This window comes from Aeropyrum camini SY1 = JCM 12091, assembly GCF_000591035.1.
Lineage (GTDB): Archaea > Thermoproteota > Thermoprotei_A > Sulfolobales > Acidilobaceae > Aeropyrum > Aeropyrum camini.
The window spans coordinates 524,092-548,394 of the sequence record NC_022521.1 but is presented as its reverse complement, the minus strand read 5'-3'; the positions used below and the strand labels follow the sequence as shown (position 1 = coordinate 548,394).

Here is a 24,303-nt window from a genome sequence, read left to right as displayed (position 1 = left end):
TCTCACCCCAGGTAGTTTGAGAGCTTGCTGAGCAGGCCCTCCACATATCTGCAGGAGCTGGCCACCTCCACTGTATCCACACCCGACAGCATGAGCAGCCACACTGCATAGTGTGCTCCGTAGGAGCCTATCCTCTCCAGAGCCCTGCACACCTCCTCCATGCCTGACGAAGCCAGCCTTCCCGCCTCGACGGCCAGCAGGGTGAGCCTCTCCCTCTCGCCAAGCCTGGAGAACATTGAGATGTCCAGAGACCGGGGGTCTGGCTGCAGGAACTGCCTAGCCTCCTCAGCAGCCCGGCGTCCCACCGTCATAGCAGCTATCCTGAACGCCTCGTCGCCGTGGGCATCCGTTTTGGCGAGCTCCCACGCCAGCTGGCTCCAGGACCGGGGGGTGGGGAACTTGTCCTCCTCATCCTCGGGCGGCCGGTAGATTAGGTTTGGCCTGGCTTTGAGCACAGCCGCGACCCTTCTATCCCACGGCCTTCCAACGGAGTTCATCCAGGAGACCCACTCCCCCGGGTCTGGGGGCTTAACCCTCAGTAGGAGTCTGAACCTGTCTAGCAACGGGGGTGGAGGCCATTGTGCCACGGGGCTGTCGCGTGGCGAGTTGCCTGCGGCCGCTACCTCGACACCGCTTGACAGCTTATAGTAGGCTATCCTCTTGTCCAGAACCGTGCTGAAGAGTATGGTCTGCACCTCCGGCAGGGAGACGTTGGTTATCTCGTCTATGAAAACAAGGCCTCTCACCCCAGGCCTTGTCAGGTAGGCTAGTTTTGAAGGTAGAGCCCAGTCGTAGCCCTCTCCCCTACGGGCTATGAAAGCGAGGTCCTCAGCCCTAACAAGGGGGGCATATATATGGAGGAAGGCGTAAAACCTCCCTGCCTCGAGGTCCTCAAGGCTCTGCACTTCGGAGAGGTCGACGAACTCAAGCCCCTCCCTCGAGGCGGTCTCCTCGGCATACTCCCTAACAACAGTGCTCTTACCAACACCCGGAGGGCCTATGAGCAGTACTCTATCAGCCCCATACCTCTGTAGAATCACCCGAGCCTCGCTGGGGCTTACAGCGTCCATAGCTGTACTAAAACCCCACTACCCCTAGTCTAGATACAGTGTGTGAGAGGTAAATAGAAAAGGCGGCTGCACCGGTCCTCGCCTATCGCCGGAGGTAGAGTGGGCGGCGTCTCCAAATGCATCCATTCACAATACAACAACCACCCAGGGCTCCCCTTCAGTAACGTGTGGTACCTATTCTCTAAGCAGCTCTATAATCCTCAGCCTGCGGAGGAACAGTATTAATGAGGCTAGAGCAGATACCGCCCCTACAAGAAGTGGTAGCACTATGGTTCCGGCTGTCAAGATGTCCCCAGCCTCTATGCGTGGGGGTAGATACCCCACCGCCAGGGCTGCCCTCTCAGATATAACCCTGGCTATGGTGTAGCCCGAGGCGTATGCTAGTGGGAGAGACGCTATTATTGATAGTAGTGTTTGGATTGTTGTTGATGCTGCTATCCTTCTAAACCTGGCTCCCATGGCTAGGAGCCCCGCGATCTCCCTAGCCCTCGACGACGCGTCTACTGCAAATATGGATCCTATCGTTATGGCCACACCCGCCGCCGCAAGGAGCCCAATGCCGCTCATTATGGCCTTGTACAGTATAGAGACACTATCAATGGCATTCACAATATCAGCCCTCGACGCCTTGAACACGACAGTTAGGAAGCCTTTTGAGGAGACCTCTTCTTCAACCCTTGCCAGGAAGTCTTCAGGATCGACACCGTCAGACAGGTCTATATGGGCTGTTGCGGAATGCACCCCCGGCTCCCTGCCCGTGGCCTCCCCAAAATAGCCGGATGCTACAACCAGGTAGAATCCGTTGTTGAGCCTGGCCTTCGAAACCCCCACTACCACAAGCTCCACCTCACCTCCTTCCAGCTTGAGGGCTATTCTATCACCCACCCCCACATCCAGCAGGCCTGATAGAGCCTCTGATACAACAGCCTCACCAGGCTTCTCTGGATACCGCCCCTCCGCTAGGGGGAAGGCGACACCGGGGTCTCCATCGACAACAGCTACCAGCTGCGTGAACTCTTTGATGCCGAGTGCGTTAACATAGCTTGCCGAGTCGAATACAGTGTAGGCCTTAACGCCCTCTAGCCCCCTGAGTATGCCTGATAAAACCTGGGCTGCAGGCTGTGGTGGGGTTCCTAGGGCGAGAGACTGAACCTCTACAAAAACATCGGGGGGCATAACGTTGGAGTAGAGGTTTTTCACATCGTCAAGCGAGTTGGAGAGGGCTGAGGTCGCCACAGGTATCCCCGCTAGTATCCCCAGGGCTAGTGCCAGTGCGGCCAGCTTGAAAGGCCTAGATAGTATGTCTCTGAAGGCTTCTACGATTACTAGGGGGCCCGGCACGTGTATCTTGGGAGGGGTTATCAGGAGGGGTAGTGAGGAGGACTGTATAGCCCGCACGACGTCAACCCTGAGCGCCAGCAGCAGCGGGGCTAGGGCACCAGCTACAACGCCGCCGGCGCCTACAAGGGCTAGCTTCGCTAGGAGGCTAGGCTCCACTTCGAAACCATAGGCATTGTACAAAACCGTGGCTATCTCAGAGTCGCCCACGAAGAGACGTGTATATAGTGGCGCTGAGGCGGCGTAGACGAAGGACAGGCCGAGTGCTAGACCGAGGAAACCCCTAAACAGCCATGGAGCGGCATAGTAGGAGGCAATCTCGGGCAGCCCAGCCCCCATGGCCCTCATAACGGCTATCATCCTAGAATCCCTAACTATCATAGCCGAGCCCGCGGCGGCCGGGAGCAGGGGGATAAGCAGGAAGAGCAGCGACGCAGGCGTTGTAAACACGCTCATAGCCCCCTCCAGCAAAGCTTTCACAGGGTTTTCCTCCGGCTTGTTAACCCAGGTGAACGAAACGATGGCTCCCGAAGCCTCTAGCCTTTGCCTGATCTCGTCGGCCAGCTCGTCTAGATCCACCGCCTCCGGGTTTGGGACTTTGACGGCCATCATTGTATAGAACCCGTTAACAGCATTGTCTATGTCACGCTCGCCGACTATCAGAGCGGTCTGCCTCCCCCCTATCCACTCGAAACCCCTGGCAATACCGACAATTCTAACTCTCAACTCGAGGGGTTTACCCTCGATGCTGTATAGCCTGAGCAACAGCTCCTCACCCATAAGGTCTTCTAGCCCAGCCCTCCCCATACCCCCGAGTGCCCAGTATAGTACGGCTTCGCCAGGCGATTCTGGCATCCTACCCTCCACATCTTTTACCGCCAGCCTGTTAAAATACTGGATGTCGGCGACGGCGACGGTATACTGCTCTCCTTCCACGGTTTCTATCACGGCTAACGGTATGACTTTAGCGAGATCCACGCTCTCAACACCGTCAATACCAGCCGCTACATCCCTGTGCTCCTCAGTGAAGACGCCGGCCACCATTACATCTCCTATCCTATCCCTCATCTGGAGGTACACGTGCCTGCTCATGTTGTCCGCAGAGACTATGAAAACGCCGTAGAGGCCCACGGCCAACAGTATAACTGCCACCAGAGTTAGAGTCTCCAGCCTCCCCCTGAAGCCCTGCCTTAACCCAGCCTTAAACGCTAGCCTCAACACCTGTCACCCGGCCGTCCCTAATCTCCACTATCCTATCGGCCTCCTCCACGAGGTGGGGATCGTGTGTGGCGAATATCACGGTGGCACCTCTCTTTGTCGCCATGCGGAGGAGCCTCACCACCCTAATCTTATTCTCGTAGTCGAGGTTCGCCGTCGGCTCGTCCGCCAGCAACAGCTTGGGATTATGAGCTAGAGCCCGGGCTATCGCAACCCTCTGCTGTTCACCCCCACTAAGCTCCGCTGGAAACCTATCTGCCTTATCCTCGAGACCCACAAACTTCAAGAGATCCATTGCCCTATCCCTATCTCTCCTAACCCCAGCTATCTCCATACCGAGAAGCACGTTCTCCAAAGCTGTTAACGTGGGTATGAGGTGGAAGAACTGGAACACAATGCCCACGTTACTCCGCCTCCACGAGGACCTGGCGCCAGGGGGGAGGGAGGACACCTCCACCCCGTCCACCACAATCCTGCCCCTATCGGGGGTGTCTATACCAGCCAGCAACATCACTAGAGTGCTCTTCCCACTTCCCGACGGCCCGAGAATGCCGACGAACTCCCCCTCGGAGACCGAGAACGAGACTCCCTTTAAAATAGGGGTGCTCACGCGTCCTAGCCTATAAGATTTCCAGACATCATCCACGGCAACACCCAAACCCAGACCTCCCCCGCCTATAAACGAGGCTAAATACCTATATACCCTATAAATGCGTGTATAATCTGGGGGCCGGGCTACGGAATAGGGCGGCAACCAAAGCCTAAGTCTACTCCCCCGCCGCCTAGGAAAGAAGAACATGCTGGCAAACACACAGGTCAAGGTCATTAACAACAATTAAATAACACGCGGCAACTATCAACAAGTTCTAACAAGATAGCCGCCGCGCGCGCTAGCCTATAACCCGCCGTACCTGAGGATAACAGCCAATAGTACAACAGCTATTCCCAGCACTATGTTTATCTCCGATAGCTTCCTTATCCTGGTCTGGGCCTTAAGAGACTCCTCGGGCTCATCCAATCTCGCTAACCTGAGCCCGGTCCTACCTATCATGACTCCCACTATCATCATTAAAAGGAAAAGCACGAGCTTCACCGAGAGTATAAGGCCGTATGTCGAGCTTGTGAGGCCCTCAAAGCTTAGAACACCAATCCTAGCGGCCCTCAGAACCCCCGTAACAGCAATTATGCCCACGGATATCCACACCATGGGGCTAAACCTTCTGGAAATGGCTTGCCCCAGCCTTGCAGCCTGCTCCTGCGTCAGCCCCATACTCCTAATAGAGCCTGGCCTCAGAATCACGTCCAGAACTATAGAGCCTCCTATCCATATAACAACAGCAAGAATGTGTAACCATCCCAAAATTATGTTAGCTAAGTCAGCCATTATAGCTCATCTCCTGCCATAAACCATGAACTTACCTGCTAGACCTCAATATTAGACCGTTTTTAACCCTAGAGAACAAGACCAGACTGCGTAAAATAATTGAAATCGTAAAATAATTGAAATATTGAAATATCTAATGTAAAATATCTCTTTTACGATCAACGTTATAACCTCAGCAAGAATCTATTAATTACGTGTAACTTATACAGTTTATTCTAGGATATATACAGTAAATATTTTATTTTCCAGGAAATACGCAACGGCATACAAATTATGTACCTCATATAACCCCAGTCATAAACACAATTTTCCATGAATTAGGATTAGGCTAACTAAACTAAAAGGGAGTTCTGATAGTATGTCCGGTGTCCAGTCTCAATATCATTAATTATTATCACTATTATTATCAGTCTTGCATCCCTAACACCATCGACAACACAACAATATGTCTCTTCCCCCTTTAGCGACAGACGCTCCATTCCTTGTCATACCCATTAGATAATCCAGGAGTTTGTGGGCCTGGGCCGGGATTTGAACCCGGGACCCCCCGGCTCCGCAGGCCAGCACTTAAATACAAATGTCCCAAGCTTTGATGATAACTTGGGACGTTCTCTAAACTATTCATTCATATCACCCAGGATAACGTGTGGGACAGGTTATCCCATGCTGTAAGAACATAAGAGTTGCTGAGTATTGTAATTAAGGCAGGGAGAGAGGTTGTCTCGTGAGGTAGTGGTTAAGGTTAAGGTGCCCTCCCATTATGTTGGTGATATTGAGAGGGAGGTTAAACTAGCTTATGCTGTCGACCTGTTTCTCCGTGGCATTGTTAGTGTGGAACGCGCGGCTGAGTTGGCTGGAATGAGTCTATATGACTTCCTAGTAGAGCTTCGTAGGAGGAGGATACAAGCTTATCCTTATAGTGATGAGGAGCTTCGTGAGGAGCTGGGGATTGAGTAGCCTGCCGAGCCGCTGCCTAGTAATGAATTCCAGCGTTATAATAGCGCTTGCAAAGTTAAATATGACTGATATAATATCGGTTCTTAACATTGAGATAATTGTGCCTCATGCAGTTTACGGGGAGGTCGTCGCTAAAGGCCGTGGTAGGCCTGGCTCAAAGGAGCTAGAAATCCTTATAAATCAAGGTAAAGTAAAGGTTTTGGCTCCACAGGATAGGGCATTGGTGGAGGCACTTCACGACCCTCTAGGTATAGGTGAGTCAGAGGCAATAGCAGTGGCAGTTGAGCATGGCTGTATGATAGCCCTAGACGATAGAATCGCAAGATCCAAGGCAAAATCCATGAACCTAAAGGTCATTGGAACTATAGGCCTCTTACGACTAGCCTATAATAAAGGACTTATAGATAAGGACAAGCTAATTCAAGCGCTAAGAGAACTTAAAGAACACGGGTTCAGAATATCGGATAATATCATAAATGAGGCCTTAAAGAAGTTAAAGTAAGATTTAATTACAGAAACTGTAGGAGGTTAAGGTTAGATTGGCCTGGGATATATTCTGGTATATTACGAGGCGGGACAAGAAAAAGGAGGAAGAGAGGGGGAGAAGTTTAAGTATCTCCCTCTCAAGAAGAAGCTCGAGAGACTATACGAGATGCAGAGGGACATAGAAAGGACTACGCAAACGCAGTAGAATACCTCAAGGCAAAACTACCAGAGGTAAAAGACCCCTTTTTAAGGAAAACGGTAGAGGCAATACTAACAGAAACAGGGGGAATACGCAGAAAGAACACGCTTCAAAACGTATACAAGATACCAACAATAATAATAGCAGACGCAATAAGAAGAGGGAAGCGCAGAGAGCCCTTCGAATTCACCGCATACACATTTGCCCAAACCTACAAGCTCACGAAGAGGCTCGCAAGAGAGTTCGAAGGAATAAGCGAGCACGACCTATACAGCCTATATCCTGATGAAAATTATAAGTAGAAGGGTTCCGGAAGACGTAAGCTACATAAACCACACATTCAACCTATACGTGCTCGTACAAGCCATAGAAAAGGGTAGAGAGCACTCAGGATACGAACCATATCATCCGATATGGTACCTCACGTTTAGATATTATCCGGTGGGGACGACCGCAGACTCCTTGTTCATACCCGAGAAAAGGAAGGAAGAAGAAAGAATAGAGAAGATACGAAGATACTCCGAGAAATGGAGGAAACGCCCGGAAAAGAAGAGAAACCCATAGAACCACAGATCATGGGGGAAGCGCTACTCGAAAGACAGCCACTGGCAAGCTACAGGATAGCGTCCCTCAAAAACCCACACAACAGACACCCTCACAATCCAAAACATAACAATAGGGCGATAAAGGCCGTGAGCAGGGAGATGATAGGCCTCGGAGCCAGCATCCTCATCAGGCTCCTCCTCAGAAACATAAGGAAGAAGAAGCAGCACCTACAGGAAACCGCACCGCCCCAACTCACAAAGGAGCAGATAGACCGGTACATATACATAGTAGACACGACAATAGACGAGGCATACAAGCAGCTATTGGCGGAGTACGACAGGGCCTACCAAGAGCTCCTACAAAGAGAAAAGGAAATAGACGACCCTCACATAAAAACTCATGCAAAACATAAAAGAATACCACTAACTATTCAGGCCAGACAACACGATGAAACCACCGTGGATGCTCACAGCCATCCTTCTAAACGAAGCCCTAAAACATGGCGTAAAAGACAGGGACAAGATATGCCAGTACATCCTAAAGGCAAGCTGGAAATACTCCAAAGAAATAGCCCAAATCCTCCCCTCAAGAAAAATACCAGGACAAATACCTCCGAGCCTACGCAGACCAAATGAGAAACCCCTACATAACCCTCTCAGAGCTAACAGCCATGATAAACGAAGCAAACAAGGAAGACCCTCAATGGAAAAAATGGAAAAGATTTCTAGATTCCTATCGGACTAAGGGTTATAGATAAGCTTGGAGAAGAAAGAAAGAAGCACCACAAGATAGGAAAATACATACAACTTTTAGAGGAGGCGATACTAGAGGCAGAAAAAGAATCCGGGATAGAACCCTTCTGGCACAAGACCCCAGAAGAGATCCTCGGCATAAAACCCGAACTCTCAGAAGAATACGCATTGTATAGGGTATAGGAAATGGCTTATCAGTATAGTTTTAGATGCCCTCAAAGCCATGGATCTAGAAGAGGTTGCAGAGCTAACGGTTTCATGCTGCGGAGGCGAATGCATATACCACAAGATAAAGAAATCAATAGAGCAATAGAATGTTAGCTTAAGACTCTTCCTGTCAACACAGATTAATGATTTAGTGGATGATTTTGTGGCGGGCCCGCCGGGATTTGAACCCGGGACCTCCGGCTCCGCAGGCCGGCGCTCTGGTCCTGGCTGAGCTACGGGCCCACTGCTACCAGTTCTATCCCTGGGGATTATAGGGTTGTGCAGGCTATATTCTGTCTTTCCTCAAAGCGGGGCCCCGGGTCTTATGCCTACCGATAAAAAGCCTCGGCAGCCTCAATTTTCTTTAAGAACCCTCAGGACACCCATTTAGATAGGGGATTAGCTGGCTCCGTAGCCCTAGCCCCGGGAAGCCTTTATCTCCTAGGCGCCAGCGTGAGCGGTCTCCCGGGGGTCTAGTTAGCCTGTGGGGTGGTTTCGGGGGTTGATGCTGAGCCTCCCAGCGAAGTTTGAAGTGTTCGGTGCAGTGAGGATATACGACGTCAGCCGTGTGTTATCACTTGACGGGCGGCCCAAGTCTAAGCCGTCTAACCTTGTCTATGTTGATAGGGGCGAGCTTGAGGACGCTGCTGCTAAGACCGTTATAGTGGTGCCTGTGAAGGATGAGGATCTTCTCACCCTTGAGAACGTGCTCCGCTCCATACCAACAGAGTCGCCGGTGGTTGTCGTCTCCGCCTCGACCCGAGAGCCTGTGGACAGGTTTTCCAATGAGGTGGAGCTAGCCCGCCTGATAAGCAGGAGCCTGCACCGGGATATAGCGATAGTCTACCAGTTCGACCCGGCTTGGGGCGAGGCCCTCTCCGGCACCCCCCTCGAGAGTATGATCGGCGCCAGCGGTAGGGTCAGGAAGGGAAAGGGGGAGGGCATGCTCCTAGGATTTATAGTCGCTGCGGCGCTCGGCGCCGATTTCGTTGGCTATGTGGACAGCGACAACTACGTCCCCGGCTCGGCCCTAGAATATTCGTGGATATACTACTCCTCCCTCTCAAGAGCCACAAGCAGCTATTCCATGGTAAGGATAGTCTGGCCCTACAAGGGGAAGCTGGCCGCCAGCGACATGTACCTGAGGAAGAGGGGTAGGGTTTCTACTATAACTAACAGCGTTCTCAACTACACTCTCTCCATCCACAAGAGGATAGAGACTGATATCGTCAAGACGGGCAACTCCGGCGAGCAGGCTCTCACCGTGAAGCTGGGTATGGAGATGGATTGGGGGAGCGGCTTCGCGGTGGAGACGTACCAGCTGGTCTGGATGCTGGAGAACTGCTACCTGGGCCTGCGGCAAGGCAAATGCCCTATAGCGCCGGACTATATCGAGGTCAGGCAGGTCTCCCCCCTGAATCCCCATATACATGCCGAGAGGGGTGATGAGCACATTGCTGAGATGACGGCTGTAAGCCTCGGGACCATATTCCACTCCACACTTGCAGGCGAGGAAGTGAGAAGCAGGATACTCGCCCAGCTTAAGAGCCTGGGACTCAGGGAGGAGCCTCCGAAACCCTCTGTATATAAACCTGCAGGGACAGATCCGAGGAAGGTCTTCGCCTCCTTCATAGCGGAGAGTAACGACAGCTACTACTTCGCCGTCTAGCCCTTCCACTATCATAGAGTGGGGCTAGGCTTGAAGGCGAGGCCCTGCTCAGGCGTTATCTTCACGGATCTTGATAACACTTTAGTAGATCCTAGAGGGGAGGCGGGGGAGGCTGGGGATGCTTATCTTGAGGCGCTGGAGCTGGGCTATAGGATTGTCCCTGTCACATCTAAAAGTATATACGAGATAATAGAGCTCTGGGACTCTATAGGCGTTCCTCGCGGTGAGAGGCTGGCCCTAGTCGAGTCTGGCGGAGCATTCTATGGTCCTCCGGGAAGCCTCAGCAGGCCCACGGGGTTTAACAGAGACGTAGGCCTCGAGTATACAGAGTTGGGCAGGCCGCTCACCAGTATAGACGCAATACTCGACTCCCTAGCCAGGACCTGCAGGACGGTGAGACTGTCGAGGGCCAACGCTTGGGAGGCCCGGCTGATAACCGGCTTGCCCCTGGGGAGGGCTGTCCTGGCGGCACGGCGGGAGTACCTGGAGGTTATCTGGAGCGGAAGCCAGGAGTGTCTGGATGCTATTTTCAGCAAAGCCCTTCAACATAGGGAGCTAACCTATGTTCACAGGGCGCCGAGGACGGTGCAGATAGCGGCTCACAGGGGTAAGGGGAGGGCTGTAGACGCCGCACTCCAAGAGCCCCTGCTGAGGCCGTGTTCCCGGAGGGTAGTGACCGCCGGGGACAGCAGCCATGACATACCAATTATCGAGAGGGGAGATCCCTCGTTTAGAGTGGACTATAACAGGGATTGGAGCAGGCTTGCCAGGCCCATCTACCTGGTTATACCCGACAAGCCTCCTAGGGCTTGGAGAAGGCTTGTAGAAACGTTGAAGACACTCTACAAAACACCCTCGCTCTAGCCATAGCGAGAAACTTAACTATAACACCATCTAATTCCTAAATAAAAGAATGGGTGCTCAATGCCGTGATACTCTTCGACTGGGGCACCTATAACGGCCTTAGCAAGCTCAAAATAGCCGCCACGCTCGGTATGAAGCTAACCGAAATACCGCCCTACGACTTTGCCAAGAAGGGTAGGAGCGAGGAGTACTTCGCCAGCTACAGGGAGATGGCGAGGCCAGCCTTCACAACAGTGACCGCCCACGCACCGTATTACAACGTAGTATCCACGGACAAGGAGGTCATGGAGAGGAGCTGGAAAGGCCTCTTGTCTGCCGCTAGAATGGCAAAGATAGCTGGCGCCGAGATATTCAACCTCCACCTAGGCTGGAGGGCATTTATGGACGAGAGGGATCTTGAATATGCTATCGACTTCCTCAAGAAGCTTGCCTCCGAGGCCGACGAGAATATGGTGATAAGCGTTGAGGTGCCGTACACCCCCAGGATGCTTGGCGACTGGGACGAGATAAGGGCCATGAGGGAGGAGATCGGCGAGGAGAGGCTTATAGTCTCTGTCCAGCTGGAGAACGTTTGGATGTATGAGAAGAAGGTCTACGAGACCGGATATTTTGAGAGGGCCAACGCCGAGACTAGCGAGGAGTTCTGGAGCCATGTGCTAGCCAAGACCCTCAGCCTCTCCAGCAAGTACCTCTCGCTTAGATTCAGCCAAGTCATAGGCTTCGCTCTGGGCTCGAGGATCCTAAAGAAGAGGGTTCCCCTCGGCAAGGGATATCCGAGTCTAGAGCCTCTTGCCCGAGCTCTGGCGAAGTTTATGGTGAAGGAGGTTAGACACAAGAACCTTCCTCTGAGGATGCACGTAATATACACAGGACCCCCCTCCACCAAGTACCACGACACACTGTCCCTCTACGCCGCAATCATGGCCGAGGCCGTGAAACACCTATGAATAAACCCAGCAGCTTGGGTTTAGCTGGAGAGACCAGGGTTGAAGCCCCGCGAGTACCAGGTTGAGGCAGCAAAATGGGCCCTAAGAAAGGGTAGGGCTATAGTATGCATGCCCACAGGCACAGGAAAGACGGTTATTGCTGCCCTGTGGATAAAAACACTTCTCTCCAAGGGTAGGGCCAGGCGGGTCCTCGTCTTAGAGCCCACCAGGTTCTTAGTCGAGCAGACATCGAGGGTGCTCCGAAGCTTTGGGATAGATGCTGCCGCCGTGCATGGGAGCATTAGTAGGGGTGTTAGGAGGGCTAGGTGGAGGAAGAGGGTTGTCGTTGCCACACCGGAGATAGTGGTCTCTGAGGGTTTCAGAGAGTTCGGAGAGCCCGATGCTATAGTAGTCGATGAGTGCCACCACACAACAGGTCAAGACCCCTATGTCGAGGTTGCGAAGAGGTACAAGCCCTTCTGGAGGCTAGGGCTCACTGCGTTCATACCCCCCTCCAGGAGGAGAATGCTCGAGGAGTATATTGGAGAGGCAAGATGCTGGAGCTGGGAGGACCCGAGGATAAGGAAGTTCATACCGGAGTGGGCTGGGGAAGTCTACGAAGCCCCCTTGAACGCCCACGAGTCTAGGCTGTACACGAGTTTGGAGAGGATTTGGAGCGAGAGCACGGGTTTGAAGAAGGTAATTGTCGGCAATGCGATTCGATGGTTCGTGAGGGACGGTGCAGAGGCTTTGAGGGAGACTGTCTCTAGAAGTGATAGGATGCGTATGGCGCTGGAAAACCTGTTGCCCCTGATATTCAGCAGGTATGTGAGGCCTGCACACAAGCTCCCTGCCTTGAGACGTGTTCTCAGTGATCACGAAGGCTTCTCCAAGGCTGTCGTCTTCGTAGACAGGATAGCTATAGCCAGAATAATAGCGGCCGAGACGCGGGAGTATAATCCCGTTCTCATGCTTGGAAGGAGGCATGTAGATCCAGCCGCCGTCCTCGCAAAAGCCAGGAGGGAGGAAACGAGACTTATAGTAGCGACCAGCGCTGGAGAGGAGGGTATAGATCTCCCAGAGGTGGACCTCCTTATTGTATGGAGTAACACAGCCAGCCCCCTACGCTTTATACAGCGTCTGGGCAGGCTGCTGAGAGCTGGTCCTAGGCGTCGTATAAAGACCGCAGTGTTTATAGCAACACCAGACACTGTCGACATTGACAGCTTAATCGACGGCATAGTCCTAGCAGAGCGGCACGGCGTTAGAATGGGTATCAGCCCCGACGTAGTCAGGTATCTAATGGAGATGAGCAGGCACAGGAGGATTCTAGAGGTTATAGAGGACACCCCACTCCCCCCAGACTTGGTAGCGAGGGCAGTCGATCTTCCTCTAAAGAGGGTAGAAGACTCCCTCAAATGGCTGGTTCGACACGGCTACGCAGTATACATATACACGCCCTTCGGAAAAGTCTACGGGCCTAGATCGGACATACAAGCCTTCTACAGGGTACACAAGGACTACCTAACCCCGAACACTAGCCTGGAGGCAACAGTCGTGTTGAAAGCCGGAAAAAACCCAAGAACAATAAGAGGGGGATACGAACGAGTGTTTAACAGGCTTTTGGAGGCTATTCGGAGACATAAATCGCTAGACCAGCTGATTGTCTCAGTAAGGGTTTACAGGGAAGGGTTAGAGAGGCTTGTAAACCTCAGGTACAGCTATATAATTGACAATCCCGATCTAGCAAAGCTTATAGTCGATAACGCGTTCTCGGCGGACAAAATAGTCCAACAGCCTTTGCCCGAAATCAAATAAAACAGCCAGAGTGGTGGGCCCGCGGGGATTTGAACCCCGGACCTCCGCCGTGTAAGGGCGGCGTCCTAACCAGGCTAGACGACGGGCCCAAAGAGCCTCCAGTGGTATCAAATCTTAACAGGGCGGGGTCTTATAGGTTTTAGAGTTTTTGAGCCCGTGGGTTGATTAATCTATTAATGCAGTGGAACCGTTCCCGCTGGCGAGGTTAGAGTTGCCTGTGCTATGGGTGGCTAGAGGTGGCTAGAAGATGCTACAGTCGAAATAAAAATCGTTCTCCCCGTTCTTACTGTTCTTGCCTTTTTCTGAGCAGTGGTGCTCGGGGGCCATTGAGCTGTCTCCCTGCGTTCACGATCCGCTCTCCGATCTTAAGTATAAATCTGTGATTTATAGTTTTGCATCATTAAGGAAAGTTTTAAAAGCACTCTCTAAGTAGCTCGACTTCTCTCGAAAACCTTTCTAACCCGATTCTAGACTGAACTAGTATATTGTTGGCCTTCTCCAAGAGTATGTCCAGGGAAGGACCTTCAACTATTCTTATCCCCTTCAGTACTATGGGTACAGACATGCCCTGGCTGCTCATCACCTCAACCACGAGCGTTCGGTCTTCGCCTATGCTTATGATCCCGCTATGCTTAAACCCGTTTTTCCTGGCGGCTTCAAGCAAGGACTTCGCGCACTCCCACCCCTCAACCCTAAGGTGTAGTATGGGGCCCGTCACCTTAAGCCACAAGTTCTTGAAGCCCCTCTTTAGAACCCTTTCAACCTCCCCACGCGATATGGAGTTATGGGTCTTGTATGCTATCCTCGCACCGTCCCTGAGCCAGTGTGACTCGCCATCGACTAGTGTTATGCGTCCTGTGCAGCTGCTTGTCGTTGCTATTCTGGGAGGCCTGTTTATCCTCTTTAAAACCTCCTCCGCTCCCGGGTCTAGGTAGCCTATGAGCCTCTCCTCCAGTAGAACCTCTTCTACGCTACCCATACCTCTCCACCTCGGCGTCGACAACGACCTGGAGAAGCTTAGGTCCTACGCTCCTCACTACCCTGGCATTGGACTTGATAAGCCTCCACCCCCTCTCCTCTACCCTGCTTTTCACCAGCTCGCATGCCCTTCTTAAGTGTCCCTTCCCCTTTTCATAGTCTACATGTAGGTAGACGTGGAGCCAGCCTCTTCCCCCGAGGGCTTCTAAAGCATATTTTATGTAATCTAGGGCTAGGTCGGGTAGGGGCATTAAAATCCTATCTGCGACTCCCCTTAGACTCTCGCTAACCACCCTCGCAGAATCGCCTAGCAGAGGCTCGACAACTCTCTCCACTCTGTTGAGTCTGATATTCTCTACCATTAACCTGTGTGCTTCCGGGTTGATATCAATGCTGTAAACCTTACTAGGCCTGGATTTGAGCGCTATGATTATAGAGAAGATACCTACCCCGGCGAACATGTTGACAACGGTTTCCCCAGGCTTCACAAGCCTAGCTACCCGTAGGTGCTCGTAGCTAAGCCTGGGGGTTATGAAAACCTTCGATATATCCACGAGGAATACGGCACCGTGTTCCCGGTAAACTGTCGAGGTCCTCCTCTCACCCGCTAGATGCACTAGATTCTGCCTGACCTTGTACACCCCACCCACGGGGCCTAGAGCGAGCCACACACTCCTAACATGCGGTAGCCTCTTGAGAAGCTCCCCTGCTACCAGCCTCAAATCCTCTATGCTCACCTCACCATGCATGGGCTTCTTGATAACCGCTATATCGCCGATAACGTCTATCCTCTTCCAGAGCAGCACAGCCTTGTCCCTGCCTAGCACCTCCTCTGCTATATGTTTCAACAGCGCCAAGGCTTCCCCTTCCATTATACCAGGTAAATACCCCGCGGGAGGCTATAGGGTATTAAATGGGGGTGGGGCCTGCTGTGGGGGAGAGTGTAGACAAGCTACTTTCCCTTGTTGAATCGCTGGGGGCTGTTGAGAGGCGGGTGCTGAAATACTTCTTCGAGAATATATCTGTAGGGGAGATCAAAGCTGTAGAGGAGCTTAAGCACCAGGGTGTGGAGGAGCCTGAGGAGGTTATATCAAGGCTTGTGGAGCTGGGCCTCCTAGAGGAGGGTGTGGGCTGCTACAACCTCTCGGCCCCCCTGAGAGACTATGTTAGGAGGAGAGGTGTTCCCCGCGAGCTCCTGGCTTAGCCTCGCCGCGGCTATGGGCGTTTTATACTGTACTCTCGATAGAATGGGACGCCGCCGGCGCTTGCTTCTACGGCTATCCACTCCGGCGGCTTATCGCCGGGGGCCTGCAGGAGCCTTACCCTCTTAGACTCCCCGGGCTTTAGGCTATCTATAGATACCTTGTGCCTAGGGTTCGGCAGCACATATACTGTTATCCTCCTTAGCTCGATAGACCCCTCGTTGTGTATAGCGGCGTTTACTATAGTCTGGCCTCCAGAGTCCTCAAGAGACACCTCGCCGACGTCCACCCTCAGCCCTTCCACTCTAGACTCGTACACCAGTATATCACCCACGATGCTTAGCCTTGGGTAAACGGGCGTGTCAACCGGCTCGTTGACAACGGCTACAGGCACCTCGCTGCCCCTATAGGGTATCTCCACCCTTAACCTCCTATAGCCCGGGCCGGATGCATAGTCCCTCCTGCTACCCCCCGCCACTAGCGACACTCTGAGCCGGGGGCTTGGAACCTGCACTCCCGTCACAGCAAGCCTCCACGCTTCATCCTGAGCCCTCCCAAGGCTGGAGTAGACCTTAACTACGTCTCCCGGCTCCAGGGCTGCAGCTCCAGTGTGGTAGGTTGCCTTGAAGCTGTAGCTATAGCGAGCGTCGGCGGGGGGTCTGTAGATGGTGAGCATGAATACGTCGGCTAGCGTTATAGGCTGTGCCCCGTCGTAATATGTGAAGAGGCTGTGCACACTCCTCTCGCTGAATTTCGACGCCAAGAGTGGGGTGGCGTCTATCACCATCTTAGCATACCTAGCCTCCTCCAGGTCGACAACCACCTGTGGCTTGATCTCGCGGGACAGTGTTGAACCGTCGACCACGAGCTTCCACTTCAACGGGGTCTTAACAGTCCTAGACAGTAGGACCCCCACGGACACCATAACCCTTTCCGCATTGCTGCCGTGGGGCTTGTGCTGCGAGAACTTCAGCGAGAACTTTCTCGCCGCCAGACCGCCGTGGCCTAGGGCTACAGGCCCCGCTATAAAACTGTATACCGCACAGCCCCCGCCAGACTCCCTCAAAACTTCACCAAGCAGGCCTTCCATCACCGCTCTCCTCTTAATACCACCAGGTCAATAGGAATCTATGTTCAGGAACCATTAACCTGTCATCACTATAGGCCTTACAGACGCCCGATAGCGGGCATCCGCCGTTGCACCAGCTCATGCCGCGGCATCGGTCGCTGCAGCCCGCCCTACAGGTGGGGGTGTCGCGGGTGCAGCAGAGTCTCCCGAAGGCCCACAGGAAGTCATCCAGTATAAAGGGGTCTATACCCCCGTGCTGGGCAACTACCCTCCACGCCCTTCTAGCGGCTAGTCTTAGGGCTACATCGTCGAGAGGGTCAACCTCCTTCTGCCTCCTCACTGCCTCCAGCAGGTCCTCTGTAGCGGAAACTATCCCCGTCCTGATGGCTAGTCTAACCAGGTGGTTGTCTACAGGAAGCTCCTTGTTATGGGGATCTGCGAACCGTACGACACCGCGCCGTTCCAGAAACTTGGCCAGCAGAAAAGCCTTCTTCTCAACAGGATCCTGGTAAGCAGTAAACACCTTCAACCTGTCGACAAAACCCTCCCCAACACCCCTCCTCAGGTAGCCCTTAGACTCTACTATGATCCCCCATGCACTCCCCTGGTATAGCAGCTGCAGTTTCCTACCTAGATCCCTTAGAAGCTTCGCCCTAACCTCCGGGTCGGGCGGGGAGGCCCCGCCTACTGACAGCCAGCTCCTCACATCGTCGACGGTGGCTCTCGAGAGCCTTTCAGCGGTGAAGAAGTCTGGATCCTCCTGGAGCTTCTTGGAGCCTAGCCTATACAGGAGGTCGGCGCCGTGGTATAGCTTGCCGTCGACAAAAGCCTCATAGGGTTTTCCAGGCCTGCTCAGCCTGTGGTCCATAGCAACCATAACGAGAAAGTACGTGGCAACCACTTCCCTAGATGCGCTGGCGGGCGGGTAGTACTCGGGATTTTGGAAATCGTCGACCTCCATCGGTTCGACAAGCCTCTTGATCTCCCTCCCCAGCTCTACGCACCTGTCGTAAACAACAGATACTCCCCGCCAGCCGCTTATCAACCGTTCAGCACCCTCACAACTATGCTATAGCATGAAGCTGAAGTCAGCCGGTATCCTGGGTGTCTGGCCGGCGAGCGACCTTACCGGCTCCTCAAGCTCCTCTGCAACTCTCGCCAGCTTGTCTACAGCATCCCCCACATCGCTATATGGTATCACATGCCTCCTCCTCTTCATAGCCTCCAGGTCGAACACCCTGACGTCGAGAACTCGCTCGCCGACCTCCTTAGCGCCTATGAAAACGTTGGCTGCAGGCTTAGCAGTAGACTCTATGTGCCTTACGTCGCTCGAAAGACCTGTTTTAGAAGATTCCTTGAGTGCAACCCTGAAGCCCCTCTCGAGGAGCCCTGCAGCTATACCCCTAGCCAAATCATCTATCTCCCTGTCAACCTCATCCCCAGTCTTAACTGCTATGACGGCGAATTGTATGGGTGCTAGTGTAAATGGCATCCTACCCTTCCTGTGCTCCAGGTAGACTCCTAGAAACCTCTCTATGGAGCCTAGGAGGGCCCTATGGATTATGTAGACCTCCTCTATACCGAACTCCTCTCTAACGACCTCATAGAGCCTGAACCTCCTGGGCAGGTTGAAGTCGAACTGTATTGTACCCATCTGCCACTCCTTGCTGACTCCAGACTCCTCTAAAATCATTATGAAGTCAAGCTTGGGCCCGTAGAATGCTGCCTCCCCCTCAAGCTCAACAACCTCTATCCCGTATTTCTCGTTTATCCTGCCAGCAGCCTCCCTCAGAGCCTCCTCAGCCCCCTCCCACTCTTCCCTGGAACCCATGAACTCCTTCCCTATAAGGCTCTTATCCGACATGCTCAGCCTGACCTTGAATGTCTCGGGGGAGACGCCGAGTTTGAACAGCTTCTCAAGAACAAGCTTCATCTCCTCGAATACATTATATACAACGTCGATAACCATACCCCCCGGCACTATTATGTGGGCGTCATCCTGAGTAAACCCCCTAACCCTCAGCAACCCGTATATACTGCCGCTGGGCTCATACCTGTGAACCCTCCCGAACTCGAACACCTTGAAGGGCAGAGGAAGCTTAGACCTGTGCTTGGCGACCTCGTTGAGGAATAGCAGTATGTGATAAGGGCAGTTCATCGGCTTGACCGCGAACTCGTGGCCCTCGATGTCGAACAGGTACATGTTCTTCCTGTAGAACTCTATGTGGCCGGATACTTTGAACAGCTCCGTGCTAGCTATTATTGGAGTCTCAACAACGTAATACCCCCTTCTAGCGTGGAACTTCGCAAGGACCTCGGCCAGAGCATAGCGCGCGGGGCCGCCTCCAAGGCTGAAGAGAGGCACCCCTGCCCCTGTGAATGTGGCGAACTCCCTGTTAAACACTGGAACCCTTGAGTCAGGCTTAACGGTAATATCGAGCTCGTAAGCGTAGTCTATGTGAGTTTTGTCTTGACCGCCAGCCAAAGACTAACCCCCAAGGAAAGGGCTTTCACCAACTCCCATAAGGGTTTATCGCTCTAGATCCAGAAAGACCCGTCCAGGTGCTCGCGAATGTAGAATGGGTTTAAGGGTAAAAAGATAATAATTATAATAATAATGGGGAGATTCAGCCGGTTCCGCCTCATTTAGGTGATCGCTGAAACGCTGCTCTAGTCCTCCCCCATATAGGGTCTTCTCCAGTCCTTCGGCGGTATCAAAGTCTCCTTTATCGACCTTGGGTTCAGCCACCTGAGGAGGTTTGTGAACCACCCGGCCTTGTCGTTAGTGCCGGACCATCTTGCGCCTCCGAACGGCTGCCTAGCTACTATTGAGCCAGTGGGCTTGTCGTTTATGTAGAAGTTGCCTGCAGCGTATCTAAGCGCCTTCTCAGCCTTTAGTATTGCCTCCCTGTCCTTGGCGAAAACGGAGCCCGTAAGCCCGTAGGGTGCGGCCTTGTCGACCACCCAAAGTATCTCATCGTACTTGTCATCGTCATAAACATAGACTGTGAGGACGGGGCCGAAGATCTCCTCAGTCATCAGCTTGCCCTTCGGGTTGTTGGTAAGAACTACTGTGGGCCATATGAAGTAGCCCTTGCTGTCGTCGTACTTGCCCCCATATATTATCTGGTACTCCTCCGGATGCTGCTTGGCATACTCTATGTAGGATACTATCTTTCTATACTGTTCCTCGCTTATTATCGCCCCCATGAATACTGTGAAGTCGTCAACAGGACCTACCTTAACCTTGTCTAGCTCGGCTTTCATAACCTCCCAGAACTTGGGCCACATGCTCTTGGGGACGAACAGTCGGGAGGCGGCGCTGCACTTCTGACCCTGGTACTCGAAGGCCCCCCTGATTGTCGCCACTACAGCCTCGGTTATGTCCGCGCTCGGGTGGACTACTATAAAGTCTTTCCCTCCGGTCTCGCCCACTATCCTGGGGAAGTTCCTATACTTGTCCAGGTTCTGGGCGATCATCTTCCATAGCCTGACGAAGGTGGAGTAGCTTCCTGTGAAGTGTAGGCCAGCGAAGTCGGGGTGTGAGAGAACTATGCTCGAGTACTTAGTGTTGAATGGGACGAAGTTGACCACGCCCGGCGGCAGACCAGCCTCCATTAGTATCTTCATAATTATGTAGTTAGAGTATATCACCCATCTAGAGGGCTTCCATATAGACACGTTGCCGACTAGTGCTGGTGCTGTAGGCAGGTTGCCTCCTATGCTGAAGAAGTTGAAGGGCGGGACGGCGAACACAAACCCCTCCAGGGGTCGCCACTCGACCCTGTTCAGCTCTCCCGGAGCCTGCTCAGGCTGCTGCTCGAAAATGAACCTTGCATAGTAGGCGCCGAACCTCCAAAAGTCAACCAGCTCCGCCAGGTCTATCTCGGCCTCCCACGGGGTCTTAGAGTGGTTGAGCATTATAACGGCGTCGGCCTCGAGCCTATATGGCCCAGCTAGCAGGTCCGCAGCCTTGAGGAAGACTGAGGTCCTGTGGTACCACTCCATCTCAGACCACTTTGTCCAGGCGTCTAGCGCCTTCTCAATGGCGTCCCTAATCTCCTCCTCGCCCGCTAAATGGGCTACAGCTAGAACAGTATCCTTGTCGTGGGGCGCGCGTATCTCGACCGTCTCACCCGTTTTAACCTCCTTCCCACCTATTATCAGTGGTATCTCAACAGTCCTGCTCTTAACCTCCTCCAGCTTCTTCTTAAGAAGCTCCCTCTCCTTGGTCCCTGGCCTGAACTCTAGGAAGGGCTCGTTCTTAGGCTTCTCAATCCTCCATAACGCCATTGGAAACCACCCTTTAACCGGTGTCCAAATTATAGACCTTATACAGGGAATACTTATCAAGGTGGATTTTAGCCGGATCTAGATCCTAGGCTGGGCTATGGTATAACCCGGCAAATACTGGCTATCACAGGTCTCCTTTTCCACGCCTCAAAACTGTTTATGGGGGTAGCTGTGGCGAGAGCCAGCTCAGCAGAGTCTCTTCCGCCTCCGCCTAGCGATATTGGAGAGTATACCCTGGAGGACGCTGCTAGGCTATTCCTAACAATGCTTGAGAGCACTGGGTGGAGTAGCAAGACGCTGAAGGTGTATAGGGCGGCGCTTAAGGATTTCCTCAAAGGCTTTGGACGAGATAGGGTGAAGGATGTGACCCATATGACGTATGTTGAATGGTTGTCCAGCGTGAGCGATAGGGTTAGGAGGGGTGCTATATCGAGGACGACTGCCCACTATTACAGCATAATGGTTAGGCGGTTCCTAAGATGGGCCGGAGTTGAAGGAGTTATGAGGCCTTTCAGCAGGGGGGAAAGGAGGTTTAGCGGCAGCCTAACGTGGAGGGAGGTTGAAGCGCTGCTTTCGGCGTCGAGAGATATTATCGACGCGCTTATAGTGGCCATGCTTGCTGAAACGGGGCTTAGAGTGTCGGAGCTGCTGTCGATTAGAGTTTCAGACATAGACCTGGGCAGGGGCGTGGTGAGGGTGGTAGGTAAGTATGGGAAGGAGAGGGTGGTGTTCCTAGGCCCGCTGTCTAGGATGCTGCTTGAGGAACACCTAGCCTCAAACCCGCTCCCCCCGGACTCCAGGATAATCGATATCTCGTACCAAGCCGTCTACAAGAGGCTCAAAAGCCTGGCTAGGAGGGCCGGCCTCGACCCCCGCAAGGTGAGGCCCCATATATTGAGGCATACTTTCGCGACGGAGGCGCTGAGGAGGGGTATGAGCCTCGCCGCCCTCCAGAAGCTGCTTGGCCATAGTGACATAAAGGTCACCCAACTCTACCTCCACATGACGTATGAGGACGTCGAAAGGGAGTACCACCAGACCTTCGCAAGCACCATGCCTGCTCCACCGCTCCAAAGTGTGCACCAAGCAACAGCGTATCCCCCCGCCATGGCTTATGGAACATACTACCAGCCTCAACAACCCCAGAGCTATAGCCAGCACCCCAGCATTACCCCGGCTACGTTAACCCATCCTCCCCCCAGATACGGCCAAGGGGGCCCTGGCCTCTGGAGGAGAGGCGTGAGGGCTAGATAAGGGGCAGGCTTTGTTTAAGCGATAAGCGCCATAGGGGGCTACCTTTGTTCCCGGTGTGAGACAGTTTGGACGGCAACGACGTAGACATAGTCCTCCTCCTCCAAAATACTGTAGAGGATGTCCAGCTTGTGGTGGACGAGATAGAAGGCCTGGGCTACAGTGTAGTAACCGTTGTAGCGCCTCCAACCAGGGATTCGCTAGTGAGGATACTGGAGAGGTATCCAAAGGCTATTGTCATTATACCAGGTGGCGTGCCAGGCGATTTTAGAGAGTACGGCGGGAGGGTTGTAAAGGGAACATACTCCCTCAAGCCGTTGCCCAAGGTCCTAAGAATCGTTGACCCCAGAGACCTCAGCCCGGTATCGCCTGCAGAGAAGGTACTGGGAGAAAAGTTTGTTTATGTCGTTGCCGAGGTATTGCGCAACGTTGCCTCAGGGATAAGCGGCTTCAAGCCACCCTTTTCCCCGCCTCCGGTGTTCGTTCTCTCAGAAGTCTATGTAGACAATTATCCGAACGCTTTCGAGGCGCTTCTCGAGATCCTATACAGGGTTGCAGCCGGAGCTGACTTAGTGGTAGTTGGTGCGGCCTCAGCCGAGGCCCAGGAGGCTCTGGCCAATGTTTATACAACCGTATCCAGGGAACTCAGCATAGAGTTTGGCGTCGACCCCCCCTCCCACGGTTTCCAGAAGCCCGGCCTCCTCACAGGCTCTCAGAAGCCCGCCCTATACATGAGCGTCTGGGAGGGGGGAGAGCTTCCCGAGGTTGACAGCCGCTTTACCACTGTTCTACCCCGGTATGGCAGCCGTGACGTGCTCTCGATGGCAGAAGATATATTGAGAGCCTGCAAATGGGGCGTTAAGGAGGGTCTAAACCCCATAGTAGACCCTGTGCTGCTGAGGCCCGGAGCCTCGCCCCATCCCTTCGAGAGCCTAGCTGCCCTGAAGATAGCCCGTAGGCGTGGTATGGAGTGTCCAGCTATGGTTGGAGTTAATAATGTGTACGAGATGGTTGACGCAGACACCACCGGAACCATACCCATACTCACACTAGCCTCGGCGGAGAGCGGGGCGAGCGCGATACTAGTCAGCGAGGAGAGTGCAAAGTCTCGGGGCGCCACAGCCGAGGCTAGGATAGCCTCCTACATGGTCTCGTACACTCTGGCAACAGGCTCTCCCCCTAAGGATCTCGGTTTCGCTCTGCTAGAGTCTAAGGAGAAGGCCCCGGGATACAGGCCTCCATCGGGATGCAATGCTCTAAAACTGTTGCCCCGCAGGTGGGGAGACTTTAGAGTTTAAGAGGTCCTCTACAAGCTTCGCAACTCCATCCCCACTATCCTCGAGAGGTTGAACCCAGCCGCTGTTGATTCTGTACAGCGACACCGGTATGTAGCCCATGGAAAAGAGACGGCCGTCGCAGGGACTGCTCTCCCCGCTGAACAGCCGTGAATGGTCGAACTTCTCGACATGTAGCGAGCCCTCATCCCCTATACCGCCCGAGAACCTGGGAATCCTCCCGCACGGCCTGGCCAGCCTAAAGCCTCTGGGGCTCCGGGGTATGTTCAATACCATAAGGCTCGCACCACTATAGTTTAGAATCTCCCCCGCAGCCTCTACGACAGGGAGTGATACCGCTACTGCCTCCATTATACAGCTACTATCCCCATCCCTGCAGGCTGAGCTTAGAGAGACGGAGTTAAACCCTTTCAGAGCCGCCTCTAGAGCCCCGCCTATCGTGCCGCTGGAGAAGAAGTCGTACACGCCAAGGTTTGGACCGTAGTTTATGCCCGAGACTACTATATCCGGCTCAAAACCTGCTATGTCTATGGCGACACCGACAAGGGCAGCAGGAGGCATGTCGCCCGTTAGGTACTTTAGCCCCCCAGACTCGAAACGGTAAACCTTGCTCCCCCTAAACCTTCCTATGCTTTTCGAGTAGCCGCTCCAGTTGCCGAGCGGTGCAGCCACGACCACCTCCCAACCTAGAGAAGCCAGACTCTGGGCCAGCGCCCTCAGAGACCTGCTGTGGACGCCGTCGTCGTTAGTCACGATTGCTCTAGCCATAGGTAGGGCCACC

At 53.5% G+C, this 24,303-nt stretch carries 21 protein-coding genes and 2 tRNA genes; 10 read left to right on the top strand and 13 right to left on the bottom strand.

The window, feature by feature from the left end; genetic code table 11:
- Positions 1–2: 2 nt before the first annotated feature.
- From ACAM_RS03015 to ACAM_RS03000, 4 genes are all read right to left on the bottom strand, one after another.
- Positions 3–1,070 carry an AAA family ATPase gene (locus ACAM_RS03015; RefSeq protein ID WP_022541329.1) on the bottom strand — a complete coding sequence of 356 codons (1,068 nt, stop codon included), beginning with the start codon at positions 1,068–1,070 and terminating at the stop codon, positions 3–5.
- Between the two features lie 174 nt (positions 1,071–1,244).
- Positions 1,245–3,626, bottom strand: a complete 2,382-nt coding sequence (locus ACAM_RS03010) for an ABC transporter permease (RefSeq protein ID WP_022541328.1) — start codon at positions 3,624–3,626, stop codon at positions 1,245–1,247.
- On the bottom strand, positions 3,610–4,284 hold the full coding sequence (locus ACAM_RS03005; RefSeq protein WP_022541327.1) for an ABC transporter ATP-binding protein: 675 nt from the start codon (positions 4,282–4,284) through the stop codon (positions 3,610–3,612). The genes ACAM_RS03010 and ACAM_RS03005 overlap by 17 nt, the downstream gene beginning before the upstream one ends.
- A gap of 237 nt (positions 4,285–4,521) precedes the next feature.
- The gene (locus ACAM_RS03000) at positions 4,522–5,010 is read right to left on the bottom strand and encodes a CopD family protein (protein WP_022541326.1); all 489 of its coding nucleotides are present in this window, start codon (positions 5,008–5,010) and stop codon (positions 4,522–4,524) included.
- 717 nt (positions 5,011–5,727) lie between these two features.
- Here ACAM_RS03000 and ACAM_RS02995 point away from each other — a divergent pair.
- From ACAM_RS02995 to ACAM_RS02985, 3 genes are all read left to right on the top strand, one after another.
- Positions 5,728–5,967, top strand: coding sequence for a UPF0175 family protein (locus ACAM_RS02995; protein ID WP_010866051.1), 240 nt, complete (start codon positions 5,728–5,730; stop codon positions 5,965–5,967).
- Positions 5,960–6,469 (top strand): PIN domain-containing protein, encoded by a 510-nt coding sequence (locus ACAM_RS02990; protein WP_022541325.1) that lies wholly within the window; start codon positions 5,960–5,962, stop codon positions 6,467–6,469. Before ACAM_RS02995 ends, ACAM_RS02990 begins: the two co-directional genes overlap by 8 nt.
- 710 nt (positions 6,470–7,179) lie before the next feature.
- On the top strand, positions 7,180–7,833 hold the full coding sequence (locus ACAM_RS02985; RefSeq protein WP_022541323.1) for a hypothetical protein: 654 nt from the start codon (positions 7,180–7,182) through the stop codon (positions 7,831–7,833).
- Between the two features lie 488 nt (positions 7,834–8,321).
- On the opposite strand, the gene ACAM_RS02980 is transcribed toward ACAM_RS02985, so the two are convergent.
- Positions 8,322–8,400, bottom strand: a tRNA-Arg gene (locus ACAM_RS02980).
- Positions 8,401–8,662: 262 nt separating this feature from the next.
- Here ACAM_RS02980 and mpgS point away from each other — a divergent pair.
- From mpgS to ACAM_RS02960, 4 genes are all read left to right on the top strand, one after another.
- On the top strand, positions 8,663–9,826 hold the full coding sequence (mpgS, locus tag ACAM_RS02975) for a mannosyl-3-phosphoglycerate synthase (protein WP_232502321.1): 1,164 nt from the start codon (positions 8,663–8,665) through the stop codon (positions 9,824–9,826).
- Between the two features lie 30 nt (positions 9,827–9,856).
- A complete protein-coding gene (locus tag ACAM_RS02970; protein WP_022541321.1) occupies positions 9,857–10,690 on the top strand; it encodes an HAD-IIB family hydrolase in 834 nt (277 codons plus the stop codon).
- A 65-nt stretch (positions 10,691–10,755) separates the two neighbouring features.
- Positions 10,756–11,637: a TIM barrel protein gene (locus ACAM_RS02965; protein WP_022541320.1), complete on the top strand. Its 882-nt coding sequence runs from the start codon at positions 10,756–10,758 to the stop codon at positions 11,635–11,637.
- Positions 11,638–11,676: 39 nt separating this feature from the next.
- Positions 11,677–13,434, top strand: coding sequence for a DEAD/DEAH box helicase family protein (locus ACAM_RS02960; RefSeq protein WP_022541319.1), 1,758 nt, complete (start codon positions 11,677–11,679; stop codon positions 13,432–13,434).
- Between the two features lie 11 nt (positions 13,435–13,445).
- Here ACAM_RS02960 and ACAM_RS02955 read toward each other — a convergent pair.
- The 3 genes from ACAM_RS02955 to ACAM_RS02945 form a co-directional block, all read right to left on the bottom strand.
- Positions 13,446–13,523, bottom strand: a tRNA-Val gene (locus ACAM_RS02955).
- Positions 13,524–13,846: 323 nt separating this feature from the next.
- Complete coding sequence (locus tag ACAM_RS02950; RefSeq protein WP_022541318.1) at positions 13,847–14,413, bottom strand: tRNA-wybutosine modification methyltransferase TYW3; 567 nt, start codon at positions 14,411–14,413, stop codon at positions 13,847–13,849.
- A complete protein-coding gene (locus tag ACAM_RS02945; RefSeq protein ID WP_148706370.1) occupies positions 14,406–15,284 on the bottom strand; it encodes a class I SAM-dependent methyltransferase in 879 nt (292 codons plus the stop codon). The genes ACAM_RS02950 and ACAM_RS02945 overlap by 8 nt, the downstream gene beginning before the upstream one ends.
- A 59-nt stretch (positions 15,285–15,343) precedes the next feature.
- Here ACAM_RS02945 and ACAM_RS02940 point away from each other — a divergent pair, with 59 nt between their 5' ends.
- A complete protein-coding gene (locus tag ACAM_RS02940; protein ID WP_022541316.1) occupies positions 15,344–15,616 on the top strand; it encodes a PolB1-binding protein PBP2 family protein in 273 nt (90 codons plus the stop codon).
- A gap of 11 nt (positions 15,617–15,627) precedes the next feature.
- On the opposite strand, the gene ACAM_RS02935 is transcribed toward ACAM_RS02940, so the two are convergent.
- The 4 genes from ACAM_RS02935 to pruA form a co-directional block, all read right to left on the bottom strand.
- Entirely contained in the window at positions 15,628–16,704 is a 1,077-nt protein-coding gene (locus tag ACAM_RS02935) for a hypothetical protein (RefSeq protein ID WP_022541315.1), read from the bottom strand.
- A gap of 13 nt (positions 16,705–16,717) precedes the next feature.
- Positions 16,718–17,728 (bottom strand): hypothetical protein, encoded by a 1,011-nt coding sequence (locus ACAM_RS02930; RefSeq protein WP_022541314.1) that lies wholly within the window; start codon positions 17,726–17,728, stop codon positions 16,718–16,720.
- Between the two features lie 24 nt (positions 17,729–17,752).
- A complete protein-coding gene (locus tag ACAM_RS02925) occupies positions 17,753–19,168 on the bottom strand; it encodes an aminoacyl--tRNA ligase-related protein (RefSeq protein WP_022541313.1) in 1,416 nt (471 codons plus the stop codon).
- 185 nt (positions 19,169–19,353) lie between these two features.
- Positions 19,354–20,976, bottom strand: a complete 1,623-nt coding sequence (pruA, locus tag ACAM_RS02920) for an L-glutamate gamma-semialdehyde dehydrogenase (protein WP_022541312.1) — start codon at positions 20,974–20,976, stop codon at positions 19,354–19,356.
- Between the two features lie 171 nt (positions 20,977–21,147).
- Between pruA and xerA the strand changes: the two genes are divergently transcribed.
- Positions 21,148–22,230 carry a site-specific tyrosine recombinase/integron integrase gene (xerA, locus tag ACAM_RS02915; RefSeq protein ID WP_022541311.1) on the top strand — a complete coding sequence of 361 codons (1,083 nt, stop codon included), beginning with the start codon at positions 21,148–21,150 and terminating at the stop codon, positions 22,228–22,230.
- 65 nt (positions 22,231–22,295) lie between these two features.
- A complete protein-coding gene (locus ACAM_RS02910; protein WP_022541310.1) occupies positions 22,296–23,525 on the top strand; it encodes a dihydropteroate synthase in 1,230 nt (409 codons plus the stop codon).
- Here ACAM_RS02910 and ACAM_RS02905 read toward each other — a convergent pair.
- A complete protein-coding gene (locus tag ACAM_RS02905; protein ID WP_062661896.1) occupies positions 23,484–24,290 on the bottom strand; it encodes a 5'/3'-nucleotidase SurE in 807 nt (268 codons plus the stop codon). The two genes, ACAM_RS02910 and ACAM_RS02905, sit on opposite strands and share 42 nt — an antisense overlap.
- Positions 24,291–24,303 lie beyond the last annotated feature (13 nt).

What these genes read in the sequence shown, in the direction of transcription:
- ACAM_RS03015 (WP_022541329.1), bottom strand. Translation starts at nt 1,070, where the DNA reads ATGGACGCTGTAAGCCCCAGCGAGGCTCGGGTGATTCTACAGAGGTAT.
- ACAM_RS03000 (WP_022541326.1), bottom strand. Translation starts at nt 5,010, where the DNA reads ATGGCTGACTTAGCTAACATAATTTTGGGATGGTTACACATTCTTGCT.
- ACAM_RS02985 (WP_022541323.1), top strand. Translation starts at nt 7,180, where the DNA reads ATGGAGGAAACGCCCGGAAAAGAAGAGAAACCCATAGAACCACAGATC.
- mpgS (WP_232502321.1), top strand. Translation starts at nt 8,663, where the DNA reads ATGCTGAGCCTCCCAGCGAAGTTTGAAGTGTTCGGTGCAGTGAGGATA.
- ACAM_RS02950 (WP_022541318.1), bottom strand. Translation starts at nt 14,413, where the DNA reads ATGGGTAGCGTAGAAGAGGTTCTACTGGAGGAGAGGCTCATAGGCTAC.
- ACAM_RS02945 (WP_148706370.1), bottom strand. Translation starts at nt 15,284, where the DNA reads ATGGAAGGGGAAGCCTTGGCGCTGTTGAAACATATAGCAGAGGAGGTG.
- ACAM_RS02935 (WP_022541315.1), bottom strand. Translation starts at nt 16,704, where the DNA reads ATGGAAGGCCTGCTTGGTGAAGTTTTGAGGGAGTCTGGCGGGGGCTGT.
- pruA (WP_022541312.1), bottom strand. Translation starts at nt 20,976, where the DNA reads ATGGCGTTATGGAGGATTGAGAAGCCTAAGAACGAGCCCTTCCTAGAG.
- ACAM_RS02905 (WP_062661896.1), bottom strand. Translation starts at nt 24,290, where the DNA reads ATGGCTAGAGCAATCGTGACTAACGACGACGGCGTCCACAGCAGGTCT.